At 63.9% G+C, this 23,670-nt stretch carries 17 protein-coding genes and 1 tRNA gene; all 18 read right to left on the minus strand.

The window, feature by feature from the left end:
- Positions 1–206: 206 nt before the first annotated feature.
- Positions 207–1,589 carry an undecaprenyl-phosphate glucose phosphotransferase gene (locus CSQ92_RS19775; protein WP_070253533.1) on the minus strand — a complete coding sequence of 461 codons (1,383 nt, stop codon included), beginning with the start codon at positions 1,587–1,589 and terminating at the stop codon, positions 207–209.
- 7 nt (positions 1,590–1,596) lie between these two features.
- Positions 1,597–2,871 carry an XrtB/PEP-CTERM-associated polysaccharide biosynthesis outer membrane protein EpsL gene (gene epsL / locus CSQ92_RS19780; RefSeq protein WP_180277068.1) on the minus strand — a complete coding sequence of 425 codons (1,275 nt, stop codon included), beginning with the start codon at positions 2,869–2,871 and terminating at the stop codon, positions 1,597–1,599.
- Positions 2,872–2,911: 40 nt separating this feature from the next.
- Entirely contained in the window at positions 2,912–3,574 is a 663-nt protein-coding gene (locus tag CSQ92_RS19785) for a CAAX prenyl protease-related protein (protein WP_180277069.1), read from the minus strand.
- Positions 3,575–3,750: 176 nt separating this feature from the next.
- A complete protein-coding gene (locus CSQ92_RS19790) occupies positions 3,751–5,643 on the minus strand; it encodes an ATP-binding cassette domain-containing protein (protein ID WP_034782110.1) in 1,893 nt (630 codons plus the stop codon).
- Between the two features lie 160 nt (positions 5,644–5,803).
- Positions 5,804–5,878: transfer RNA gene (locus tag CSQ92_RS19795), tRNA-Arg, on the minus strand.
- Between the two features lie 65 nt (positions 5,879–5,943).
- A complete protein-coding gene (locus tag CSQ92_RS19800; protein ID WP_180277070.1) occupies positions 5,944–6,678 on the minus strand; it encodes a PEP_CTERM-anchored TLD domain-containing protein in 735 nt (244 codons plus the stop codon).
- 122 nt (positions 6,679–6,800) lie between these two features.
- Positions 6,801–7,193, minus strand: coding sequence for a RidA family protein (locus CSQ92_RS19805; protein WP_070253587.1), 393 nt, complete (start codon positions 7,191–7,193; stop codon positions 6,801–6,803).
- A 26-nt stretch (positions 7,194–7,219) separates the two neighbouring features.
- The gene (locus CSQ92_RS19810; protein ID WP_099395154.1) at positions 7,220–8,380 is read right to left on the minus strand and encodes an acyl-CoA dehydrogenase family protein; all 1,161 of its coding nucleotides are present in this window, start codon (positions 8,378–8,380) and stop codon (positions 7,220–7,222) included.
- Between the two features lies 1 nt (position 8,381).
- On the minus strand, positions 8,382–9,236 hold the full coding sequence (locus CSQ92_RS19815) for an enoyl-CoA hydratase family protein (RefSeq protein WP_099395155.1): 855 nt from the start codon (positions 9,234–9,236) through the stop codon (positions 8,382–8,384).
- A 10-nt stretch (positions 9,237–9,246) separates the two neighbouring features.
- Positions 9,247–9,750: a MarR family winged helix-turn-helix transcriptional regulator gene (locus CSQ92_RS19820; protein ID WP_099395156.1), complete on the minus strand. Its 504-nt coding sequence runs from the start codon at positions 9,748–9,750 to the stop codon at positions 9,247–9,249.
- 13 nt (positions 9,751–9,763) lie between these two features.
- Positions 9,764–10,552, minus strand: a complete 789-nt coding sequence (locus CSQ92_RS19825; RefSeq protein WP_099395157.1) for an SDR family NAD(P)-dependent oxidoreductase — start codon at positions 10,550–10,552, stop codon at positions 9,764–9,766.
- A gap of 1 nt (position 10,553) precedes the next feature.
- Complete coding sequence (locus tag CSQ92_RS19830; RefSeq protein WP_099395158.1) at positions 10,554–12,935, minus strand: bifunctional salicylyl-CoA 5-hydroxylase/oxidoreductase; 2,382 nt, start codon at positions 12,933–12,935, stop codon at positions 10,554–10,556.
- Entirely contained in the window at positions 12,932–14,551 is a 1,620-nt protein-coding gene (locus CSQ92_RS19835; protein WP_099395159.1) for an AMP-binding protein, read from the minus strand. The genes CSQ92_RS19830 and CSQ92_RS19835 overlap by 4 nt, the downstream gene beginning before the upstream one ends.
- Before the next feature lie 93 nt (positions 14,552–14,644).
- Positions 14,645–15,355, minus strand: coding sequence for a response regulator (locus CSQ92_RS19840; protein WP_034782102.1), 711 nt, complete (start codon positions 15,353–15,355; stop codon positions 14,645–14,647).
- Positions 15,356–15,441: 86 nt separating this feature from the next.
- Positions 15,442–19,671 (minus strand): hybrid sensor histidine kinase/response regulator, encoded by a 4,230-nt coding sequence (locus CSQ92_RS19845; RefSeq protein ID WP_225317213.1) that lies wholly within the window; start codon positions 19,669–19,671, stop codon positions 15,442–15,444.
- Positions 19,672–19,725: 54 nt separating this feature from the next.
- Positions 19,726–20,895: a patatin-like phospholipase family protein gene (locus CSQ92_RS19850; protein WP_034751717.1), complete on the minus strand. Its 1,170-nt coding sequence runs from the start codon at positions 20,893–20,895 to the stop codon at positions 19,726–19,728.
- Between the two features lie 39 nt (positions 20,896–20,934).
- Positions 20,935–22,710 carry a gamma-glutamyltransferase gene (ggt, locus tag CSQ92_RS19855; protein ID WP_099395160.1) on the minus strand — a complete coding sequence of 592 codons (1,776 nt, stop codon included), beginning with the start codon at positions 22,708–22,710 and terminating at the stop codon, positions 20,935–20,937.
- An 84-nt stretch (positions 22,711–22,794) separates the two neighbouring features.
- Complete coding sequence (locus CSQ92_RS19860; protein ID WP_034782099.1) at positions 22,795–23,553, minus strand: 3-hydroxyacyl-CoA dehydrogenase; 759 nt, start codon at positions 23,551–23,553, stop codon at positions 22,795–22,797.
- Positions 23,554–23,670: the final 117 nt, after the last annotated feature.

Consider the following 23,670-nt stretch of genomic DNA (forward strand, 5'->3'; position numbering starts at 1 on the left):
CCCGCCGCCAGGCAGGCGGAGCATGTCACCGTGCACATCATGTCGCCGTGCTTGCCTCATAGGATCGTCTGGCTCGTCGAATCACTGTTCGGCCGGCTCCAGGAACCGGCTATTGGACATCTTGCATGATTGCGCCATTTTAACGCGTATTAATTCTCCGCAAAAAATATTCAAGCCTGGTGTGGCGGCCCGCCATCGGTCCACGTTCAATGCGCGTTGTCGCGCTTCAGCACCACCTTGACGGTACGCAAAATGATCCACAAGTCCAGCCACAGCGACCAGTTGCGCAGATAGTCGAGGTCGAAATGAATGCGCGCCTCCATCTTGTCGAGCGTCTCCGTCTCGCCGCGCAAGCCATTCACCTGCGCCCAGCCGGTAATGCCCGGCTTGACCTTGTGGCGCAGCATGTAGCCCTTGATCAGCTTGCGGTACTGCTCGTTGTGCGCCACCGCGTGCGGACGGGGCCCGACAATGCTCATCCGTCCCTGCAGCACGTTAATGAACTGCGGCAGCTCATCGAGCGAACTGCGGCGCAGGAAGCCGCCCACGCGCGTCACGCGCTGGTCGTTCTTGGTTGCCTGCACCACCTTGTCGCCATCCTCGCTCACCGTCATCGAGCGGAATTTATACACAATAATTTCCTCCCCATACAGGCCGTAGCGGCGCTGGCGGAAGATCACCGGCCCCTTCGACGTCGACTTGACGGCGATGGCGATGACCAGCATAACGGGCAGCAGCATGATCTGGATCAGCAGGCCCAGCACGATGTCGCTGCCGCGCTTGACCATGCTGTTAAAGCCCGTGAACGGCGATTCGCGGATGGCGATCACCGGCATGCCGCCCACATTATCGAAGCGCGCCTGCATCAGGTCGAAGATATAGATATCGGGCAAGAAGTACACGGAAGCCGTCGTATCCTGCAACTCATCGAGCATCTTGCGGATGCGCGGCTGGGCCGAAATGGGCTGGCTGATGAATATCATCTTGATATTGTGTTCGCGCACATAGGCGGCAATATCGGCCATCTTGCCCAGCATCGGTTCGCGCATCGTCTCCGGCCAGCGGTCATCCGTACGGTCGTCAAAAAAGCCCCGCACGCTCATGAACAGATTCGGGTTGCGCTCCACGGTCGCGGCAAACTTCAGGCTGGCGTCATTGGCGCCGATGATGACGACCGAACGCACTTCGCTGTCGCGCCCGGGGTCGGCCACCATGCGCCGTGCGGCAAGATGACTGAGCAGCAATATGAATGGCGTCAGCATGAACCAGGCCAACACCAGCTCGCGGTCATAGTGAAACGCCAGTCCCGTCGCCGAACCCAGGAATACCAGGATCAGGGCCGTGATGCCCCAGCTGACGAAGATATCACGGGCATAGGCCAGCATGCGACCGCTGCGCCAGGTACGATAGGGATCGACATACTGGAATACTGATGATGAAATAAAGAACGCCAGGATCATCAGTACCAGCGAGTAACCGGTAAATGGCGAACCTGACAAGGCGGACAGCAGATACAGCGTGCCCATGATGATCAATGGGTCGAGTATGCGCTGGAAAAACGAGATCAGGGGTATATCATTAACCGTCATATTACACTCAGAACTGAACACTGGCGCTGAAGGAAACGCCTTTGGCGCGGTAGCTGCCTGTATTAATAATAGGGGCGCCCTTGCGGGTATCGCGGAAGGCATTCAAGCCCAGCTGGATATTCGGCCGCGGCGCATAGGTCAGCCCCAGCGACTCCGTATGTGTGGAGTCCGTGACATCGGCAGGAAAGACCAGCCCGCTGGCAGCGGAAAAATCGCGTTTCTGGCGCCGCACTTCGGCATCCATGCGCACCTTCGACGAAATATCCCATGCAGCGGCCACGCTGGCGCCGTTATTCAGGCTGCTCGATACCAGCGCGCTTTCCACCGCGCCAAATTCGTGCCATAAGTTGCCCGTAAAGCGCACTTTCCCCAGCGGTGCCCAATTGACGATCAGGCGTCCGTTCGCGCCTTTCGAATCACGTCCCGAAAAGGAGGCATAGCCGCGCCGGACCCAGCCGGCGAGCAACTGCACCTGCGTCACCTGGCTGTAGCGCCAGTAGATATTCGCCTTCACCTCGTCCTGGGTATAACCATCCACCAGGCTAAATTGCGAACCGGCCAGACGATTCGGATAATTGCCCTTCAAGTGCCGCAGCTGCACCCCGATCTTGCTGCCGCTCGAAGCCAGGTAATCGAGCCCCAGTTCGCTCGCATCCTCGACGCGATTCGCATAACTGAGGCGTGAAAGGTCATAGTAATAGCGCTCGCGGCTGACGCCACCGCGCAGGCGCCAGCTCGGATGAAACAGCCAGCCGCCGTCGAGGTAGGTCCTGTGCCGCGTACGCATATTGCGATCCGTACCTGTGGTTTGAAAGTCGCTGAATGGCGTCAGGGTCTCCGAATAGGTCGCTCCCGCATGGCCATCCAGGTGATTGCCAATATGCCACTCCAGGTCGGCCTGCAAATCCTTGCCGTTATAGTTCAAATCATCGAAATGCTGGAACGATACCCGCGACCACTTGGCTTGTCCGCTCAGCACCTGGCGTCCGATCGGCCGGTTGAACAGAAAGCCGGCCTGGATCTGGCGCGAAGTATCGGAACGGGGCCCAGTGTAGCCAGGCGTGTTGTCGTCAAGACGCAAAAGGTTGTCATCATACGAATATGACGTGGCCAGGAATGGGAAAATCGTGTCGCTCCATGAGGCAAGAGCAGCCGGGCTGGCCATGCTTCCCAGCAACAATAAACAACCGGCACGCAATGCTGATGCAGCCGGAAAACGGCGTGATGCAGCAGCAAGACGGTAACTGTCATCGACATCTTTTTTTTGCGGGGAATTCAACATAGGTATTCTCTTTGATAGAGCAAACAGTTGATTGGCAATATTACCAGTAAGTCCAGTATCCACCGGAAACAATCCAGAGACCCAGTACGCCATTCGTGACGCCGTGCGCCAGGATGGGCGACCACAATGACTGACTGCGCATATAAAGCAGTGTATAGGCGGCACCGGCAACAATGCCCGCCAGCCACAAATTATGTTCAAAGCCAAACAACACGACGCTGATGACAAACGCCTTGGCACTGGCCAGGCGTGGCTGGAATTTCAGGAAATCAGGGGCATCGATCCAGCGCAGCAGGAAGGAACGCCAGAACAGCTCCTCCATCACGGGCACCACCAGGGCGGCGCCGGCGATGCGCACGGCCACCAGGCTCCACTCGATCCGGCCGTCATTGCGCGGATCGAAGCCGTCGGCACTGCCGATCGTCATCCAGCCCGCATCGAGGTTGATCCACAGCAGGAAAACAACAATGCCGGTCACCAGCGCCACGGCCAGCGCGCGCGCGCCCAATGGCACCCTGGCCAATTCCGTATAGCTGCGGCGCCAGTACAGCAGCATGCCCAGTACGACGCCGATCTTGACGGCATACAGCCAGCGCAGGTCCTGCGCGGCAAAGCCGAGCCGGCCCAGCATGTCGGCGATGAAGATGAAGGAAAGGTAGGCGAGGAATGGCGCTACCCGGGGCAAGGCGGCGCGGTCAAACATACTGATGCGCACCGGAGGCGGAACCACGCGCCGGACGCCGTGGTCCGGAGCGCGTGCTTTTAATAACAAACATGCATCCCCCGATGTAAAAAATATAATTATATAATTATATCAAGCTGAACCGTTGCCGTGGCAAATAATCCTAACTTAATTACAACAGGAGAGGTGGAAAACAATCAACCGTTGGCGCGCGCCTCGATCTGCTCCCACTTTTCCAGCGCTTCCAGCAGTTCGCCTTCGATCTCGGCCACGCGCGCATTCAGGCGCTTGCCTTCGGCCGGCGTCTTCTTGTAGAAGTCCGGGTGCGACAGCTCGGCGGCCAGCACCGATTGCTCGTCTTCCAGCTTGGCAATCAGTTTCGGCAACTCTTCCAGCTCGCGCTGTTCCTTGTAGCTGAGCTTTTTCTGCTTGGCGGCCGGCGCGGCAGCCTCGACCTTCACGGCCGGCTTGCTGGCGGGCGCCGTGGCGATCGGCAAGGTGCGCACGCGCTCCCAGTCCGTGTAGCCGCCGACGAATTCGCGCCACTTGCCCTCGCCTTCGGCAACGATCACTTGCGTGACCACGTTGTCGAGGAAGGTGCGGTCATGGCTGACAAGGAAAACAGTGCCCGTGTATTCTTCCAGCAACTCTTCCAGCAACTCCAGGGTATCGATATCCAAGTCATTGGTCGGCTCATCGAGCACCAGCACGTTGGCCGGCTTGGCGAACAGGCGCGCCAGCAGCAAACGGTTGCGCTCGCCACCGGACAGCGACTTGACGGGCGAACGGGCACGCTCCGGCGCGAACAGGAAATCGTTCAGGTAGGTCATCACGTGACGGCGCTGGCCATTGATCTCGACCCAGTCGCTGCCTGGCGCGATGGTTTCCATCAGGTTTGCCTCTTCGTTCAGCTGCGTGCGCATCTGGTCGAAGTACGCCACTTGCAGCTTGGTGCCCAGGCGGATGGTGCCCGTGTCCGACTCTTCCTGGCCCAGGATCATCTTCAGCAAGGTGGTCTTGCCGGCGCCGTTGGCACCGATCAGGCCGACCTTGTCGCCGCGCAGGATGGTGGCGCTGAAATCCTTGACGATGACCTTGTCGCCATAGATCTTCGAGACGTTTTCCAGGTCCGCCACGATCTTGCCCGAGCGTTCGCCGGCAGATACGTCCAGCTTGACCTGTCCCTGCTGTTCGCGGCGCGCATTGCGCGTCAGACGCAGTGCTTCCAGGCGGCGCACGCGGCCTTCGTCGCGCACGCGGCGGGCCTTGACGCCCTTGCGTATCCACACTTCTTCCTGCGCCAGGAACTTGTCGAACTTGGCATTTTCCACTTCCTCGATTTCCAGCTGCTCCGCCTTGCGGGTCTGGTAAGCCGTGAAGTTGCCCGGGTACGACAGCAAACGGCCGCGGTCGAGCTCGATGATGCGCGTGGCAACATTGTCGAGGAAGGAGCGGTCATGGGTAATGAACAGCACGCTACCCTTGAAGTCGCGCAACAAGCCTTCCAGCCACAGGATGGAGCTGAAGTCCAGATGGTTGGTCGGCTCATCGAGCAGCAGCACGTCGGGCGCCGAGACCAGCGCGCGCGCCAGCGCCACGCGCTTTTGCATCCCGCCGGACAGGGTTTTCATCAGCATGTCGCCCGTCAGGTTCAAACGGTCGAGCACGGTTTCCACCTTGTTCGGCAAGCTCCACGCATCGGCCGCATCGAGCTTGACCTGGATGTCGTGCATGCGTTCCATCAGTTCGTCGTCATTGCCCTGGCCAAACTGGCCCGTCAGCGCATCGTATTCCTTCAGCCACGCCTGCGACTCGCCCATGCCGGAAGCGACGGCGTCGAACACGGACATGTCCGGGTCGAATTGCGGTTCCTGCTCCACATAGGCGATCTTGATGCCTTGCTGCATCACCAACAAGCCGTCATCGAGCTTGAACTTGCCCGAAATAACCTTCAACAGCGACGATTTACCCGTGCCGTTGCGGCCGATCAAGCCGACCCGCTCCGAGGTTTCCAGTGAAAATTCCGCGTGATCGAGCAGCGCGACGTGACCGAACGCAAGTTGCGCCGATGAAAGAGAAATGACAGCCATAATGAGTAAGAGTGCTCGGGCGCCGCCTCGCGCGCACCGCGTGGTGCGCCAAACAGCCGCCGATTAGATGAATGAAGCACGCATTGTACCGACAACTCGGCACCACCAGTGCATTGCGGCCAGCATAAACTCAGGCCACCGGCGCGCGTTGCGTGGAATGTGGTGTCGCCAGCAGGAATCGAACCTGCATTTAAGTCTTAGGAGGACCTTGTACTATCCATTGTACGATGGCGACACGCGCAGCGGCATTATACAGGCAAGCGCCTGCCATTAACAGCCTGGCAAGCGGGCGGTGCCACTTCAGGCAACGCGTGCCGTAGCCCTGCCGCGCTGGCGCACCAGCAACACAAGCAATCCGGCCAGAAGCAGTCCATAGGTGGCCGGCTCCGGTACGGCGCTGATGGCAAATACCTGGATGGCGCCGAAGGTCACATCGTTGCCATGCCACGTGGAGCCATCGAGCAAACTGAGGCCTGTCAATGACTGCCCAGGGTAGTTATAGGTATACAAGAAAGAACTGCCGCCATGCGTGAGGTCTTGCGGCACATACAAATCATGCCCGTAGCCAAATGTCGGGCCATAATTGGACTGATTGTAGGTCTGGTCCTTGCCGATACCGTCACCGTTGAAATACTGCGGCAGTTGCTGCAGCCTGAAGCCGGCCGTCAGATTGAACAGGAAGGCCGTGCGTTGGCTGTCTTCCATGGTGACATGCATGCCATCGGTGGAGCTCCAGCTCTGTGGATTGTAGCCGCCCACCAGCCACGTCTTGCCCGATGAATTCGTGGCCTCCATGATGGAAAAGGTGCGTCCCTTGCCATCGGATGCCTTGTGAAAGTCCAGCGAAGTGTCGCCCGCTGCCTTGCTGTAAATGTTCGTCAGCGCCAGATTGCCTTCACCGAGCCAGGTTTCCAGTTGCGCCTGATAGCCGGGGGACAGTAGCGATGTACCGGGCCCCGCCTGCGCGCCCAGGCAAAAACCCATACTGGCCACGGCCAGCACCACACTTCTTGCCGTTCTAAAATTATTGCGCATCCTCTACCTCGACTGTCAGTATTTAAAACCGGTCTATGTTCCGGTTGCCAAATATAACACGATAGATAATGTTTTTATATTTATTATTTAGATGCCGATACGCAATATTTCATAGCAGAAATTCAGTCAGGCAACACCGCCGTCACTTCGATCTCGACCTTCGCCCTGTCTTCGATCAGTCCCGCCACCTGCACCGCCGTCATGGCCGGAAAATGCTTGCCGATCAGCTCGCGGTAGGCAAGGCCGATTTGTGGATATGCCGCCACATATTCCTTCTTGTCCAGTACATACCAGTTCATGCGCACGATGTGCTCGGGCAAGGCGCCCGCCTCGGCCAGCACGGCGACGATATTCTGCAAGGCCTGGCGCACCTGTGCCGCAAAATCGTCCGTGTGGAACTGGCCCTGCGCATCCCAGCCTATCATGCCGCTGACGTACACCGTGCGCCCGCTGGCGGCAATGCCATTCGCATAGCCGCGCGGCCTGGCCCATCCCGGCGGTTGTAACACTTGCATATTGTTTTCCTCGTTGTTCATGCGCTTCATGCGTCCGCTGCCTCGCGCAGCAGTTCGCGCGCGATGATCAATTGCTGTACTTCGCTGGCGCCCTCGTAGATGCGCAAGGCGCGGATTTCGCGGTACAGGCGCTCGACCGGATGCCCGCTGACCACGCCCATGCCGCCAAACAGTTGCACGGCCGCGTCGATCACCTGCTGCGCCGTTTCCGTGGCCGTCAGCTTGGCCATGGCCGCCTCCTTCGTCACCTTGCGGCCCTGGTCGCGCTGCCAGGCGGCGCGGTAGGTGAGCAGCGCGGCCGCGTCGATGCCGGTGGCCATCTGCGCCAATTTTGCCTGCGTCAGCTGAAAGTCCGCCAGGGTCTGGCCAAACATCTGGCGCTTTGTCGCGTGGCGCAGCGCTTCATCGAAGGCGCGCCGCGCAAAGCCCAGCGCCGCGGCGGCGACCGAGGTGCGGAACACGTCGAGTGTCGCCATCGCCACCTTGAAGCCCTGCCCCGCCTCTCCCAGGCGCTGCGACACGGGCACGCGGCAATTGGCAAAGCGCAGGCGCGCCAGCGGATGCGGCGCAATGACGGCGATGCGCTCGGCGATTTCCAGCCCGGGATTGTCGGCATCGACGATGAAGGCGCTGATGCCGCGCGCGCCCGGCGCCTCCCCCGTGCGAGCGAACACCACGTAAAAGTCGGCGATGCCGCCGTTCGATATCCACGTCTTTTCGCCATCGAGCACATACTCGTCGCCATCGCGGCGCGCCGCGCACGCCATGGCCGCCACGTCGGAGCCGGCCTGCGGCTCGGACAGGGCAAAGGCGGCGATGCGCTTGCCGCTGGCCACGTCCGGCAAATAGCGCGCCTTGTTCTCGGCGCTGCCGAACAGGCCGATGGCGCCCGAACCGAGTCCCTGCATGGCAAAGGCGAAATCGGCCAGGCCGTTATGGCGCGCCAGGGTTTCGCGCATCAGGCAAATGGCGCGCGTATCGATCTTGCCGTCGATACCCGTGGCATGGGCCAGCCAGCCGCCCTGCCCCAATTGCGCCACCAGCGCGCGACAAGCCGCATCGACGTCGGCGCCGTGCGCGTCGTCCAGGTGCTGCGTCGCCCAGGCATCGAGTTCACGTTCCAGTTCTGCATGGCGCGCTTCGAAAAACGGCCAGTCCAGGTAAGTCGTATCGCGTGTATGTTGCATCTTAATCGCCCTCGAATTGCGGTGTTTCTTTCGCCACGAAGGCGTGATAGGCGCGGTGGAAATCGTTGGTGGCCATGCAAATGGCTTGCGCCTGCGCTTCCGCTTCGATGGCTTCATCGACACCCATGTTCCATTCCTGCTGCAGCATTTTTTTCGTCATGCCGTGCGCGAACGTGGGACCGCTGGCCAGGCCGGCGGCGAACAGCTGCGCCGCCTGCGCCAGTTCTTCCGGCTCGACCAGGCGGTTGAGCCAGCCCCAGCGTTCGGCCTCCGCCCCTGGCAAGGAGCGCCCCGTATACAGCAGCTCGGCGGCGCGGCCCTGGCCGATCACGCGCGGCAGCAAGGCGCAGGCGCCCATGTCGCAGCCGGCCAGACCCACGCGGGTGAACAAGAAGGCCGTCTTGCTGCGCGCCGTGCCGATGCGGATATCGGAAGCCAGCGCCAGCATGGCGCCGGCGCCCGCGCAAATGCCGTCGATGGCGGCGACGATGGGTTGCGGGCAGGCGCGCATGGCTTTCACCACGTCGCCCGTCATGCGGGTAAACGCCAGCAGGCCGGGCATGTCGAGTTGCGTCAGGGGGCCGATGATGTCGTGCACGTCGCCGCCGGAGCAGAAATTGTCGCCGCTGCCCGTAATCACCACGGCCTTGACGTCGTCCGCATGCGCCAGCGCGCGAAACAGCTCGCGCAGTTCCGCATATGAGTCAAAAGTGAGCGGATTCTTGCGCTCGGGCCGGTGCAGGGTCAAAGTGGCGACGCCTGCGTCGACGGAAAACAGGAAATGCCGCGCGGCGTAGCTGGCCAGGCTGGCGCGGTTGCCTGGCAGGTCTTGCGGCTGGCCGGGTAGATGGCGCATGTTCAGTCCTTTAGGGGGTGTTATTCAACTGCTGCTTCATGTGCGACAGCAGGTCGATCAATTGGTTTTTGTCGTCCGGCGTCACGCCGTGCAGCAGTTCCGCGATCCAGCCTTCGTGCACGCGCGCCATCTCATCGAAAGCGCGCCGGCCGGCCGGCGTCAGCTTGACGCTGTACGAGCGGCGATCCTTCGGATCGACCACGCGCGCCACCAGTTTTTCCTGCTCCAGCTGGTCGGTGATGCCCGTGACATTGCCGCCCGTGACCATCATGCGCTTGGACAGTTCGCCCATGCGCAAGCCATCGGGAAAGCGTTCGAGCTGCGCCATCAAGTCGAAACGGGGCAAGGTGATGCCAAAAGTGGCGCGCAAGCGCGTGCGCACCTCGTTTTCAATCTTGACCGTGCACGAGAGCATGCGCAGCCAAAGCTTGAGCGACTGGTGGTGGTCCTGCGTCAGCCGGCTCGCCAGGTCCAGCACGGGTTCTTCCGGTACGTTCTCGGTTTCTTTATCCATGGTCTTCATTCAGTTACATGACTTCGCCGCCGGCGACGGCGATCGATTGTCCATTCATGGCGGCCGACGCGGGCAGGCAGAGCCACGCTACCGCATCAGCCACTTCCCGTGGCTGCACCAGCCGCTGCTGCGGATTGCCGGCCGCCAGTTCCGCGCGCGCCGCGTCTTCGCCGCGCCCCGTCTTGCGCACGATGTTTTGCACGGCCTGCGCCACCATGTCCGTTTCCGTGTAGCCGGGGCAGACGGCATTGACGGTGACGCCGCGCGGCGCCACTTCCAGCGCCAGGGCGCGCGTCAGGCCGATCACGCCATGCTTGGCGGCGACATAGGCGCTGACATAGCGATAGCCTTTCAAGCCCGCCGTCGACGCCACGTTGACGATGCGCCCCCAGCCCGCTTCCAGCATGGCCGGCATGGCCGCCTGGCAGCAGTGGAACACGCCCGTCAGATTCACGGCCAGCATCTGCTGCCAGATGGCCGCGTCCGTCTTGCCGAAGGGCGCCGCATGCGCCTGGCCCGCGTTATTGATCAAGATATCGATGCGGCCGAAATGCGCGGCAGCCTGCGCGAAGCCCGCCTGCACGGACGCTTCCACGGCCACGTCAAGCACGCAGATGGCGACCCTGCCCGCATGGCCCGCCTCTTCCAGCTGCATGCGCGCGCGCGCCAGCCGCGCGCCATCGCGCCCGGCCAGGGTCACCCTGGCGCCCGCGTCCAGCAAGGCGGCCGCGCAAGCCAGGCCGATGCCGCTGCCAGCGCCCGTCACCAGCGCATGCTTGTCGATTATCGCTTGCGTCTTCATGTCATCCTTCCAGCAGCCGCGCGGCCACCTGTTGCGGGGTAAGGCCCGTGCTGGCGGCGGCCAGCTGGCGCTCGCGCTGCAGATTGCGTTCCAGCTGCTGCTGGCCTGGCCGGTACTGTTTCGGCCAAGCCGCTCCGGCGCCAGCGCCGCCGTAGCCGATGCGCGCCATTTCCGTCAAGGTCCAGGCGGGGTTGGCCAGGTGCGGCCGGCCCACGGCGCACAGGTCGGCGCGCCCTGCGGCGATGATGCTGTTGGCGTGGTCCGCTTCGAAGATCGAGCCGACGGCCATGCTGGCGATGCCCGCCTCGTTGCGCACGCGGTCGGCAAACGGCGCCTGGAACATGCGCCCGTACACGGGCTGTTCGAGCTTGCTGACCTGGCCCGAGGAACAGTCGATCAGGTCGGCGCCTGCCTGCTTGAACAGGCGGGCGATCAGTACCGCATCGTCGGGCGTGATGCCGCCTTCGACCCAGTCGTGGGCCGAGATGCGCACGCTCATGGGTTTATCCTGCGGCCAGGCGGCGCGCATGGCGCGGAACACGCGCAGCGGATAGCGGCAGCGGTTTTCCAGGCTGCCGCCATATTCGTCCGCGCGGCGGTTGGTCAGCGGCGAGATAAAACTCGACAGCAAATAGCCATGCGCGCAATGCAGTTCCAGCCAGTCGAAACCGGCGACGGCCGCAGCCAGGGTGGCGCGCACGAAATCCTGCTCGATGCGCGCCAGGTCGCTTTCCGTGGCCGCCCGAGCCACCTGCGACACGCCCGCCAGATACTGCTGTTCCGATGCCGCCAGCAGCGTCCAGTTATCCTCTTTCAAGGGCAGATCGATGCCATCCCACATGGGCCGCGTCGAGCCTTTCGGCCCCGCGTGGCCCAGCTGCAGGGCGATCTTCGCATCGCTGTTCGCATGCACGAAATCGACGATGCGGCGCCAGGCTTGCGTATGCGCTTCGCTGTACATGCCGGGACAAGCGGGCGTGATGCGCGCATCGGCCGACACGCACGTCATCTCGGCAAACACGAGCCCCGCGCCGCCCATGGCGCGCGCGCCCAGGTGCATCAGATGGTAGTCGCCCGCCACGCCATCGACGGCGCTGTACTGCGCCATCGGCGAGACAGCGATGCGGTTTTTCAGCAGCACGCCGCGCAGGCGGAAGGGCGTGAGCATGGGCGGCAAAGCCTCGTCCCGCATCTCCACGCCAGCCTGCTCGCCCGCGCGCCGCGCCAGCCATTGTTCATAGCCGGCCACGTAGGCAGGGTCGCGCAGGCGCAGGTTTTCATGCGAAATGCGCTGGCTGCGCGTGAGCATGGAATAGGCGAACTGCGGCGCTTCCATGGCGCTGTAGCGCTCGACGTTTTCAAACCACTCCATGGAATTGCGCGCCGCACTCTGGATTTTCAGCACCTCGATGGCGCGCAACTGCTGGTAGGCGGCCAGCGCCGCAGCCGTCTCGGCATGCTGATCGAAGCAGCGCGCCAGCTCGATGGCGTCTTCCAGCGCCAGCTTGGTGCCCGAGCCGATGGAATAATGGGCCGTGTGGGCCGCATCGCCCATCAGCACGACGGGCACGCCGTCCTGTACATGCACCCATTGCCGGCAGACGATGCGCGGGAAAGTGATCCACTGGGCCGAACCGCGCAAGTGCGGCGAATTGCTCAGCAGGCCATGGCCGTCGAGTTCCTCGGCGAACAGGGCTTCGCAAAAGGCGATGCCTTCTTCCTGGCTCATGGCATTCAGGCCGGCCGCCCGCCACACGTGCTCCGGCGTTTCGACGATGAAGGTCGAGGTCTCGCCGTCATACTGGTAGATATGCGCCTGAAACCAGCCGTGTGGCGTCTGGCGGAAGGCAAACGTGAACGCTTCGAATTTCTTGCGCGTGCCCAGCCAGACGAAGCGGCAATGGCGCTGCTCGATTTCCGGCTGGTAGCTGGCCGCATAGCGCGTGCGGATGCGGCTGTTCAAGCCGTCGCTGGCGATCACCAGGTCGGCGCCGTACTGGCGCGCGATGGCCTGGTCGTCCTGCACCTCCGTCTCGAATACCAGCTGCACGCCGAGTTCCTCGCAGCGCGCCTGCAGAATATTGAGCAGGCGCTTGCGGCCGATGCCGCAAAAGCCATGGCCGCCGGAACGCACGGTCTCGCCCTTGAAGTGGATCTCGATATCGTCCCAGTGGTTGAACGCCTGCAGGATGGCGCGCGCAGTCGGCTCGTCCGCATTGGCCAGGTTGCCCAGCGTCTGGTCGGAAAACACCACGCCCCAGCCAAACGTGTCGTACGGGCGGTTGCGCTCGATGACGGTGATGCGGTGATCCGGATTCTGCTTTTTCATGAGCAGGCTGAAATACAGGCCGGCGGGACCGCCGCCGATGCAGACAATATTCATGGAGTGTCCGTGCGAAGTTTGAAGCGCTGCAGCTTGCCCGTTTCCGTGCGCGGCAGGGAAGGCAGGAAACGGATGGCGCGCGGATATTTATACGGGGCGATCTGCTGGCGCACGAAGTCCTGCAGTTCGGCTGCCAGCAGGTCGCTGGCCTGGCAGCCATCCTTCAGCACGATGTGCGCCTCGACGATCTGGCCACGCTCGGCATCGGCGCGCCCGACCACGCCGCATTCGGCCACGGCCGGATGGCGCAGCAGCGCCTCTTCCACTTCCGGACCGGCGATGTTGTAGCCGGCCGAGACGATCATGTCGTCGCTGCGCGAGCGGTAATAGAAATAGCCGTCGGCATCCATCTCGAAGGTGTCGCCCGTCAGGTTCCAGCCATTCTGCACATACTCGCGCTGGCGCGGGTCGGACAGGTAGCGGCAACCGGTGGGGCCTTTCACGGCCAGGCGGCCCGTCACGCCGGGCGGCTGCGGCACGCCGGCGTCATCGACGATGCACGCCTGGTAGCCGGGAATCGCCTTGCCGATGGCGCCGCGGCGGATGCCCTCGCCCGTGGCGGAAATGAAGATATGCAGCATCTCGGTGGCGCCGATGCCGTCCGTCATGGCCAGGCCCGTCGCCGCCTGCCAGGCGTCGCGCGTGGCCAGCGGCAGCGCCTCGCCGGCCGACACGGACAGGCGCAGGCTGCGCACGTCGTGGCTGGCCGCCAGGGGCGCCATCTGGCGGTAAAAGGTAGGCGCCGTGAAGCAGATCGTGGCTTGATAGGCGCCGATGGCGCGCAGCAGGCCGTCGGGCGTGAGTTTTTCCAGCAGCACGGTGGCCGCGCCAAAGCGCAGGGGGAACAGCAGCAAGCCGCCGAGGCCAAAGGTGAACGCCAGCGGCGGCGTGCCGATGAAGATATCGTCGGCGCGCACCTGCAGCATGGAGCGGGGAAAGCAGTCGCAGATGGCCAGCAGGTCGCGGTGCATGTGCATGGTGCCTTTGGGGACGCCCGTCGTGCCCGAGGTAAAGCTGATCAGGCAGACGTCGTCGGCCGCCGTGTCGCATGCGGCAAATGGCGCATCGTGGGCCGCCATGCGCTGCTCCAGTTCCGTGTCGTCGGCGCCAAAGCACAGCATGGGCGGCAGGGACGCCAGTGCGTCAAGTTCCGCGCGCAAGCCCTGCGCGCACAGCACGGCGTTTACTTCCGCCTTGGCCAGGATGGCGGACAGTTCGCGCGCGCGCAGCAGCGGCATGGTGGGCACGGCGATGCAGCCGGCTTTCAGCACGGCCAGCAGGCAGGCGGCCATCATGGGCGTATTCGCGCCGCGCAGCAGCACGCGGTTGCCGGGGATCAGATGCAGGTCGCTGCGCAGCACGTGGGCGATGCGGTCGACCTGCCGCGCCAGCTGCGCATAGGTCCAGCGCTGGCCGTCGGCAAGGATGGCGGTGCGCTCGCCACCGCCGCTGGCCACGGCCACATCGAGCAGCGCGGCGACGCAATTGAGACGCGGCGGATACTGCAGCTCGGACAAGTCCAGGCACAGCTGCGGCCAGAGTTCGCGCGGCGGCAAGTGCGTGTGGGCAAAGTCGTCCTGGGGAGATGCGGTGGTAGGCGAAGGGTCGCTGCTCATGCTCATCCTGGCTGATAGCGGGCGCGTGCACAAGGCCCGGAAGCAGATACTTTAAACCTAAAGTATTTTTCCAGCAAGCGGAAAACAGCAATTTCAGTCGACGCCGTCCTGCTGCCGCAGCAAACGCGCCTGCTGCGCCACGCTGCGGGCCAGCGCGGCCAGGGCCGCTTGTATCTGGTCGCCATCGAGCACCGAGGCCTGCAGCAGGGCCATCATGCCCGCTTCCGCGCCATGCAAGCCGAGGGTACGGCAACCGAGGTGCAGCCGTTCGAGCTGCTGGCGCGCCTGGGCCGGTTCGCCGCGTGCCAGCAAGGCGTCGACCTGTTCGCCGGCGGCGACTATCTGCCCCTGGAAGCCCGTCAGATACGCCAGCAGGCGTTCGCTGTCGATGCCCAGCCGCTGCAGCGTGTCGCGCGGCGCCTCGGCCGGCAAGGCCGAGACGTCGAAGCAGGCGTCGATATGCTGGCGCACCTGCTCCGGCTGGAAAGGCTTGACGATATAGCCGGCAGCACCTGCCTGCACGGCGTCACGCACCGTGTCATGGTCATTGGCCGACGATACCAGCACCAGCGGCATGGCATCGAGCGCGCTGTCGGAGCGGATTTTCTGCAGCAGCTCCATGCCGGACAGGCGCGGCATGCGCAAATCGCAGAAGCACAGCGACGGACGCAAGCCGCCTTCGAGCTGCTCCCACGCGGCCGCGCCATCTTCGGCTTCCACGATATCGTGCACGCCGCAACTGTCGATCAAATGCATCAATACCATGCGCGACACGACATCATCGTCAACCACCAGTACTTTCATTGCTTTCTCCATTGGCGGCAGCGTCAAGGTGCCTGGCCGTATTCTACCCAGTTTCGCCGCGCGCTCGATGGCCGACATTGCCTATTTTACATTTCCTTGCCCGAAACGGCTATTTGCGCCAACAGTGCGCGCAATTGCGGCAAATGCACGGCCACTTGCGTCCAGCGCCCGCCGTCCGCCGCTTCCTCCATTTCCGTGCACAGCATGTGCAGCTGCGTTTCATCGAGATAGGCGGCGCTGCCCTTCAAGCCGTGCAGCAGGCGCCCGGCGTTTTCCTTGTCCTGCGCCGCCAGCGCGGCATCGAGTTCACGCAGGCGTCCCTCCAGGTCGGCGACGAAGGCGACGCGGATGCGCCGTTGCAGTTCGCCGCTGCGGATGGACTGGGACGGCGCCGGAACGGGAATCGCCGGCGCGATGCCGAACAGGGCATCGAGTTCGGCCTGCCCCCGCGCCGCGCCGCGCGGCACGTTCGATGGCATGCGCGGCAACATGAAACCGCGCTGCAGCTGGCGCTCGATGGCGCGCGCCAGCAAGCCATGCAGCGCCGCCTCGTCCACGGGCTTGCTGAGGAAATCATCCATGCCGACGCCGAGATAGCGGCTGCGGTCTTCTTCGCTGGCATTCGCCGTCAGGGCCACGATCATCAGTTCCTGGTCGCGCACGGGCTGGTCCGGCCAGCCGCCCACGCGGATCAGGCGCGTCGCCGTCGCCCCATCCATCTCCGGCATGCGCCCGTCCATCAGGATCAGGTCATAGCGCGTATGCACGCAGGCCGCCACCGCCAGCACGCCGTTGGCGACCACGTCGACCCGGTGCCCCAGCTCTTCGAGCATGACGCGGATGATGATCTGGTTGGTGGGGAAGTCTTCCGCGCACAGCACGCGCAGCTGGTGGCTGTGCGGCGCCAGTGCCACCTGCGGCACCAGCGGCGGTGCCACGCCATCGGCCAGCGGCAAGGTGAAGGCAAACGTGCTGCCCTGCCCCGGCGTGCTGGCCACCTCGATCTCGCCATCCATCAGTTCGACCAGCTGGCGGCAGATCGCCAGGCCCAGTCCCGTGCCGCCGTAGCGCCGCGTGGTGCTGGCGTCGGCCTGCTCGAACTTCTGGAACAGCCGCGCCATGGCTTCCGCATCGATGCCGATGCCGCTGTCGCTGACGGTGAAGCGGATCAGGTTGACCTTGCGTCCGCCGCTGCCGCTGGCCACGCCGGCGCGCTCGACGCACACGCTGACGCCGCCGCGCTGGGTGAACTTGAAGGCATTGCCGACCAGGTTGACCAGCACCTGGCGCAAGCGGGTCGGGTCGCCCACCACGAAGGGCGGCAGGTCGGGCGCGAAGTCGATGGAGAAACCGATGCTGCGCGCGGCCGCCTGCTCCTCGAACAGGCTGACGACCGTCTCGATCGCCGCGCCGAGCGCGAAGTCGATGTTTTCGATGCTCAGCTTGCCCGCCTCGATCTTGGAAAAATCGAGCAAGTCATTGATGATCACCAGCAGCGACTGGGCGTTGGCCTGGCCGCGCAGGATCTGCTCGCGCGTGGCGTCGTGCAGCTGCTCGTCGCGCAGGGCAAAGCCCAGCATGCCGATCACGCCGGCCAGCGGCGTGCGCATCTCGTGGCTCATGTTGGCCAAAAATTCCGACTTCTGGCGCGTCGCATCCTCGGCCTTGCGCTTGGCCTGGCGCAGGCTTTCCTCGTTTTTCGTCAGGCTGCTGTTCACTTGCGCCAGCTTTTCCGACTGGGCCAGCACTTCGATTTCCTTGCTCTGCAACTCGGCCGTGCGTTCGCTGACCTGCTTTTCCAGTTCATTCTGTTGATGCCGCAGCGCGCGCACGCGCTGGCGGTAAGCGCCATAGATGGCGCCCAGCAGCAGCACCGCCATCAGGGTGCGGAACCACCAGGTTTTCCAGAACGGCGGCAGGATCGTGATGGCCAGGGTGGCGCCGCTCTCGTTCCAGACGCCGTCCTTGTTGGCCGCCTTGACGCGAAACACGTAGTTGCCGGCATCGAGGTTGGTATAGGTGGCAAAGCGCCGCCCCGCATCCGTCATGACCCAGTCCTGGTCGAAGCCTTCGAGCCGGTAGGCGAACATGTTGCGCTGGGGCGCGGCGAAATGCAGGGCCGCAAATTCCAGCGAAAAGACGCTTTCGCGGCTGGTCAGCACGAGGTTGCGCGTGTGGTCGATGGCCGCCTTGAGCACGTGCGCGAACTCGCCGCGACCGATAGCCACCGGCTTGTTGAAGATCTGCAGTTCCGTGATGGCCACCAGCGGCGGCACGCGGTTGTCGTGGATATCCTGCGGCACGAACGCCGTCATGCCGTTGAAGCCGCCGAAATACATGGTCCCGTCCGACGCGCGCAAGGCCGCGCCATCGAAGTACGAGCCTTCCACCGTGCCATCGGCGCTGTCGTAGTTGCGAAACAGGCCGCTGCGCATGTCGAGCCGCGTGATGCCGCTATTCGTGCTCAGCCACAGCTGCTCGTTGTCGTCGCCGAGGATGCTGGCGACGGCGTCGTCGGCCATGCCATCCTTGCGCAGGAAGCGCCGGAAACGGATCTCGCCCTTGGCATCGACGTCCATGCGGTTCAAGCCATTGGCCGTGCCCACCCACAACACGCCGCGCTTGTCTTCGTGCAGGAAATGCACTTCATCGTGGCTCAGGCTATGCGGGTTTTGCGGATCGTGGCGGAAATGGCGGAAGTGGCCGCTGGCGCGGTCCAGCAAGTCCAGACCGTGGAAGGAACCGATCCACAGGCGCCCCTTGCCATCTTCCAGCACGGGCCGCACCATGTTGTCGGACAGGCTGTTCGGGTTGGCCGGGTCGTGGCGGTAGGTGGTGAAGCGCTTGGTGACGGGGTCGAAGCGGTGCACGCCGCCCCGCGTCGAGACCCACAGCATGCCGCTGCGGTCGCTCACGATATTGCGGATGGTGTCGCTGTTCGGGTCGCCGGCGGCAAAGCGCATGGTGAAGAAGCGCCCCAGTGCCGGATCGAAGCGGTGCAAGCCCGTCGAGCCGCCCACCCACAGGGTGCCGTCCGGCGCCTTGTACAGGGTGGTGACCTGTTCGTCGCGCGACATGCCGGGAGAACTGCGCAGGTCGAACAGGCGCGAGCTGCCGTCGCGCGTGTCATACAGTTTCAGGCCGCCCTTGGTGGCCAGCCACAGCTTGCCATTGCCCGCGTCGGCCACGGCGCGCACTTTCTTGTCCGCCAGCGCGCCCACATCGCCGGGCGCGCGCGCCATGCGCGAAAAGCCGCCGCTGCCCAGGTCGACCCGGCTCACGCCGTTGTACCAGGAGCCGACCCAGAAGGTGCCGGCGCGGTCGCGGTACAGCGACGACAGCTGGTTGTCGGCGACGCTGAATTTGTCGCCCGTCTGATGCCGGTACTGCAGGAAGGTGTCGCTCTCGGGCAGCCAGCGGAACAGGCCATCGGCATTGCTGCCCAGCCAGACAGTGGCGTCGACATCCTGGTACAGGCTGGCGACGCGGATGGCGGAAAAGCCATTTTTCTCACCGAAGCGCACTCTTGCCTGCGGCGGCTGGCCGGCGGCGCCCAGGCGCCAGCGCTCGGCGCCGGCCATGGTGCCGATCCACAGGTTCTGCTGGCGGTCGATCAGCAGCGACTGGATCACGTTGTACTTCGAGCCGGGCTCCGTGTCGACGGCAAAATGCTCGAAGCGCTCGCTGCCCGGTGCCAGCATGTCCAGGCCCGTTACCGTGCCGATCCACAGGCGCTGCTGCGCGTCCAGCGCCAGCGCCTTGATTTCATTGTCGCCCAGGCTGTGCGGGTTTCCCTCTTCATGGTGCCAGGTACGGAAGACGCCCGTGGCGGGATCGAAATGCTGCAAGCCGTCCGAGGTGGCGATCCAGAAGCCGCGCGCGCCATCTTCGAGAATGGCGTGGATATGCCGGTTGCCGTTGCCGCGCTTGCTCTTTTCCGCCGGGACGTAATGGATGAAGGTCTGGCTGGCGGCATCGAAGCGGTCCAGGCCATTGTCGGTACCCACCCACAGCTGGCCCTGGCTGTCGACATGCAGTTCGCCCACCCAGTTGTCGGCCAGGCTGGTCTTGTCGCCTTCGATATTCTTGTAGACGACCATGCGGTAGCCATCGTAGCGGCTCAAGCCAGACTGGCTGCCGAACCACATATAGCCCTGCCGGTCCTGGGCGATGGCCAGCACCGATTCCTGCGCCAGGCCCTGGTCGACGCTGAGCTGGTCGAAACGCAGGGTGGGCGCAGGCGCCGCCGCGGCCGGGCCGCCCAGCAGCAGAATTAATAGTAAGGCAACATCGTAAACACGTCGAAATACCAGCACAATCGTCCTGTCAAAAAAAACGCGAAAAACCCGCACGCCGCTCCAAGGGCCGTCTCAGGAACCAAAGAACGCCAGGACATCATCCTTGCGGGCTTGCGTATCGCGCTGTCCAAGACGGATCAGCTCGTTAGTATACGTCGATTCGAACAATAAATACGATGCCAGCGCCGCGCCGCGCGCTTCCGCCGCGCCGATGCCCGACAACATGGTGCGGATGGGACGCGGCAGACTGCCGATATGCCGGCTGGCGATGGCGTCGAGCCGTTCGGACGGCGCGATGACCAGCAATTCCACGGGCCGCAAGGCCGTCTTGCCCAGCAATTCGGGCGGCAGCATCGACAGGGTCAGGTTGATGCGGTTCAGGCGCTCGATGTCGACGGCCAGGCCATCGAGGAAGATCGACGACAGCGCATGGCCGGCGATCTGCGCCAGGCTCGGGTAGCGCGCCGCCTCGGACGCGGCGGGCGCCGGTTCCGTCATGCGCCCCGCGCCCACCACCAGCACCTTGTTCGCGCCCAGGTGGATCGCCGGCGAGATCGGCGCCAGCTGGCGCATGGAGCCATCGCCGCAGTACTCGCGCTGGCCGCCCACATACAGGGGCACGGCAGGAAAGATGAAGGGGATCGCGGCCGAGGCAAGCAAGTGCTCCACGCCGATCTGGTCCGGCAGGGCCAGGCGCTGCGTGCGCACCCACGGCGCGATATCCTCGGCCGTCTGGTAAAACGTCATGTGGCGGCTGCCCGAATACGACGATGCCGTCACGGCCAGCGCATGCAGCAAGCCGTCAGCCAGGGCCGCGTCCAGGCGCGGCAAGTCGAGCATGCGGTGCAGCAGGCTGACCAGCGGGGTATTGTCGAGCAGGGAACTGGGCGGCGACGCATGCCACTGGCGCAGCAGCCAGCCGAACGACAGCAGCGACAGCCAGCGCGCGCCCGAGCGGATCACGCCCAGTGAATCGGCCCGATACACTTGCTCGACTTCGATATGCTGCCACACGTCGAGCAGCTTTTGCACGCCTTCGCCGAAGTTATCCGCGCGGCAGGCCAGCGCCGTGGCGTTGATGGCGCCGGCCGAGGTGCCGCAGATGATGTCGAACGGGTTGCGCGCCGGCGCCCAGCCCGCTTCCCACAGAATCGCTGAAATCGCCTGCAGCACGCCCACCTGGTAGGCGGCACGGGCGCCTCCTCCCGTCAGTATCAAGCCTGTTTTATTTTGCATTCCCATGCCGGCAGATTAGCAGGGTCTTGATACTTTGTGGAAATTTCAGTCGCCGCGCACCATGCCTTCCCTGCGTGGGTCCGCGCCGCCAAACCAGAAATCCTTGCCATGCGCATTCAGGCGCATGATGCCCTGCAAGCCGGAATTCTGTTCGATGACGCGCACTTCGTGGCCCATGGCTTGCAGCGCCTCGACTTGCGCGGCAGGCGCGCGGCCCTTTTCCAGTTCCGTCGGGCCGTTGCGGCTGCCAAAGTTCGGCAGGTTGATCGCCTGCTGCACGTTCATGCCCCAGTCCATGGTGCCGACCAGGACCTTGGCGACATAATTGATGATGGACGAGCCGCCGGGCGAACCCGTCGCCAGCACCAGCTTGTGCGTGCCCTTCTCGAACACGAGGGTGGGCGACATGGCGCTGCGCGGACGCTTGCCCGCCTCGACCCGGTTGGCAATCGGGCCATCCGCGTCGCGCGAATCGAACGAGAAATCCGTCAGCTGGTTATTCAGCAAAAAGCCGTCGACCATCTGGCGCGAGCCGAACGCGTCTTCCACGCTGGTGGTCATCGACAGGCCGCCGCCGAAGGCGTCCACGGCCACCAGGTGCGAGGTCGACGGGCGCTGCAAGGCGTTGTCCATGCCCCACGCCACCTGCATGCCGGGCGGCGTGCCGGGAATGGCCTTGCCCATGGATTTGTCGCCGATCAGCGAGGCGCGCTGCGCCAGATAGGCTTTATCGAGCATCGAGGCGATACCGTTGCCCGGCAGCGGCACGAAGTCCGTGTCGGCCACGTAGCGGTTGCGGTCCGCGTAGGCCAGGCGCCCCGCTTCCGAGAACAGGTGGATCGCTTGCGCATCGAGCACGCCGTCGACGGGCGCATACGGCCGGATATCCTTCACTTCCAGCATGCCCAGCATCTGCGCGATGGCGATGCCGCCCGACGATGGCGGCGGCATGCCGCACACGGTCCATGCCTTGTAGTCGCTGCAGACGGGTTCACGCACCTTGGCCCCGTAGCCGGCGATATCTTGCGCCGTCAGCTTGCCCGGATTGGTCGGATGCGCCGCCACCTTGGCGGCGATGTCGCGCGCGATGCGGCCCTGGTAAAAAGCGTCGGCGCCGCCACGGGCGATCTCGCGCAGGGTGCGCGCCAGCTGCGGGTTTTTCAGCACGTGGCCGACGGGCCAGGCCTTGCCCTCTTTGTCATAGAAATAGGCGGCGGCGACAGGGTCGCGCTTCAGGGCCTGGTCCCAATTCAACAGGCCGTTGAGGCGCTGGCTGACGGGAAAGCCGCCGTGCGCCAGCTTGATGGCGGGGCCGAACAGGGTCGCCCACGGCAGCTTGCCGTGTTCCTTGTGCGCCAGTTCCAGCATGCGCAGCACGCCCGGCGCGCCCACGGAACGCCCGCCCACCACGCCCGTGGCGCGCGAGACGGGGCTGCCGTCCGCATTCTGGAACAGGTGCTCATCGGCGCTAGCAGGGGCCGTTTCGCGTCCGTCGAACGCCTGCACGCCCTTGGCCGTGGAATACAGCAGGAAGGCGCCGCCGCCGATACCCGACGACTGCGGTTCGACCAGGGTCAGGACCAACTGCGTGGCGATGGCCGCGTCGATGGCGCTGCCGCCCTTTTTCAGCATCTGGTAGCCGGCATCGGCGGCCAGCGGATTGGCGGCGGCGACCATGAATTTCTGCGCTGCCCAACCCGATTTTTCCGCATACGCGGTGGCGATTTCCGGCGCCTTTTGCGGCACCTCGGCAAATACGGGACTGGCAGCCAGGGCTCCCAGCAAGGTCAGGCTCAGCGCCAGCGGCTTCAATGTGATCATGGATTCTCCGATAAAAAAAGGGCGCACAGCCAGGCAAGGCTGTACGCCCCATACGGGGGTATCCTACATCAAATCACGCCAGGCTTATTTCGGTTGCATGCGGATCGCGCCGTCCAAACGAATCGTCTCGCCATTGAGCATGACGTTTTCCACGATGGCTTTCACCAGTTGCGCGTACTCGCCGGGCTTGCCCAGGCGCGAAGGGAACGGCACCATCTTGCCCAGCGCATCCTGCACTTCGGCCGGCATGCCGAGCAGCATCGGCGTTTCGAAAATGCCGGGCGCCACCGTCATCACGCGGATGCCGTTGCGCGACAGGTCGCGCGCCATCGGCAGGGTCAGTCCCACCACGGCCGCCTTCGACGACGCATACGCGGCCTGGCCGATCTGGCCATCGTAGGCCGCCACGGAAGCCGTGTTGATGATGACGCCGCGCTCGCCTTCAACGGTGGCATCCTGCTTGGCCATGGCGTCGGCCGCCAGGCGGCACATATTGAAGGTACCCACCAGGTTGATGTTGACGACCTTCTGGAACAGGGCCAGCGGATGCGGGCCATCCTTGCCCACGGTTTTCACGGCCGGCGCCACGCCGGCGCAGTTGACCAGGCCGCGCAAGGTACCCAGTTGGGTTGCGGCGGCCACCACGGCCAGGCCGTCTTCTTCCGACGTCACGTCGCACTGCACGAACACGCCGTTCAACTCCGCGGCCAGCGCCTGGCCCGCCTCCGTCTGCACGTCGGCCAGCACGACCTTGCCGCCGGCTGCCGTCAGCATGCGCGCCGTGGCCGCGCCCAGGCCCGATGCGCCGCCCGTGATGATGAATACATTGTCCTGAATCTGCATGAAATCTCCTGAGTGATAAGGGCCGTGTTCCCGGCGCCTGATGGTGGATGCACGATGCCATCGTTACGCGCTATTACGCGCTATTACGTTTACGTAAACGTAATGTCGGCGACAATT

It is taken from the genome of Janthinobacterium sp. BJB446, from assembly GCF_002735655.1.
In the GTDB taxonomy this organism is placed as follows: domain Bacteria; phylum Pseudomonadota; class Gammaproteobacteria; order Burkholderiales; family Burkholderiaceae_D; genus Janthinobacterium; species Janthinobacterium lividum.